2 protein-coding genes are annotated in these 1,344 nt (G+C 63.2%); both read left to right on the top strand.

Annotated elements, in window-relative coordinates:
* Positions 1-18 precede the first annotated feature (18 nt).
* Positions 19-393, top strand: coding sequence for a transposase (locus tag ON19_RS30875; RefSeq protein WP_157229899.1), 375 nt, complete (start codon positions 19-21; stop codon positions 391-393).
* Positions 393-1,313 carry an IS3 family transposase gene (locus tag ON19_RS30870; protein ID WP_043700807.1) on the top strand — a complete coding sequence of 307 codons (921 nt, stop codon included), beginning with the start codon at positions 393-395 and terminating at the stop codon, positions 1,311-1,313. Before ON19_RS30875 ends, ON19_RS30870 begins: the two co-directional genes overlap by 1 nt.
* The last annotated feature ends 31 nt before the right edge of the window (positions 1,314-1,344 follow it).

Below are 1,344 nucleotides of genomic sequence, written 5' to 3'. Positions count from 1 at the left end.
TGAGGTTCACCCCGGGGAGTGGACACCGAGTTAGCAGGATCGTTTGTTCTGCTGGTAAGGATGTTCGTTATGCCTCCTCGCAAGCGTCGGTCGTTTTCGGCCGAGTACAAGGTCGAGGCTGCTCATCGGGTGATCGATTCCGGTCGTCCGATCGCCGTGGTCGCGCGTGAGCTCGGTCTTCATGAGACCGTGTTGAGTACCTGGGTCAAGGACGAGCGGCGCAGGATCGCCGCGGCCGAGGTCGGGGGCGAGAAACCTCTGGACGGGGCCGAGCGGGCCGAGTTGCTGCGTTTACGCAGACAGGTCGGCGAGCTGGAGAAGGACAACGCGTTCCTGGCAAAAGCTTCGGCGTACTTTGCCGCGATGCAGAACAACCGGCCCGGTTCGATCTGATGGCGAAGTACGCCGGCTCCGACGACATCGCCGAGACCGCGGGCACCGGCAAACCGGGACAACGGTTCTCGATCCGACGGATGGCACGCCTGCTGGGTGTGTCGGCGTCGGGCTACTACATGCATGTGAAGCGCAGGGCGGCAACGGTTTCGACGCCACGTCAGCAGCGTCGTGCCGATCTGACGGTGAAGATCATGGACGTGCACGCCGAGTCCGACGGTACTTACGGTTCTCCGCGGATCACCGCCGAACTCCGCGAACGCGGCGAGAAGGTGAGTGCCAAGACCGTCGCGGCGATCATGGCGCGGATCGGGATCGAAGGCATCAGTCCGCGCACCTTCAAGGTGAGAACGACCGTGGTCGATCCGGCGGCGTCGTTCCCGCCGGATCTGGTGCGCCGTGACTTCGACCAGGGGCGCCTGGATGCGGTCTGGACGACCGATTTCACGTATCTGACCTGCGGGCAGGGTGAGATGTATCTGTGCGCGATCCGGGACGGGCATTCCCGCCGCGTGCTCGCCCACGTCATCGCCGATCACATCGGTTCCGACGTCGTGTGCCAGGCGATCGACCAGGCCGTAGCAGTGCGCGGGCATCCGGTGGCCGGGACTGTGCTGCACTCCGATCGCGGGGGCGAGTTCACCGCGGGATCGACGGTGCAAGCCTGCCACCGTCACGGGTTGAAACGGTCGATGGGCGATACCGGAATCTGTTGGGACAACAGCCCCGCCGAATCATTCTGGTCGACCTACAAACACGAATCGTACTACCGGCACGTCTACGCCTCAAAGACTGAACTCGTTGCTGCGGTTGACAATTGGATCCACAGATACAACCATGATCGGCGGCACTCCGCCCTCGGGATGCTCAGCCCCATAGGCTACGAGCAATCCCTGACAGACGCAGCCAAGGCTGCTTGAACCCCTGTCCACCATTCGGGGTGAACCTCAC

This window comes from Nocardia abscessus NBRC 100374 (genome assembly GCF_000308455.1).
GTDB lineage: Bacteria > Actinomycetota > Actinomycetes > Mycobacteriales > Mycobacteriaceae > Nocardia > Nocardia abscessus.
This window is presented reverse-complemented; position numbering and strand designations above follow the sequence as displayed.

Coding starts and splice junctions, on each gene's coding strand:
- ON19_RS30870 (WP_043700807.1), top strand. CDS start 393: ATGGCGAAGTACGCCGGCTCCGACGACATCGCCGAGACCGCGGGCACC.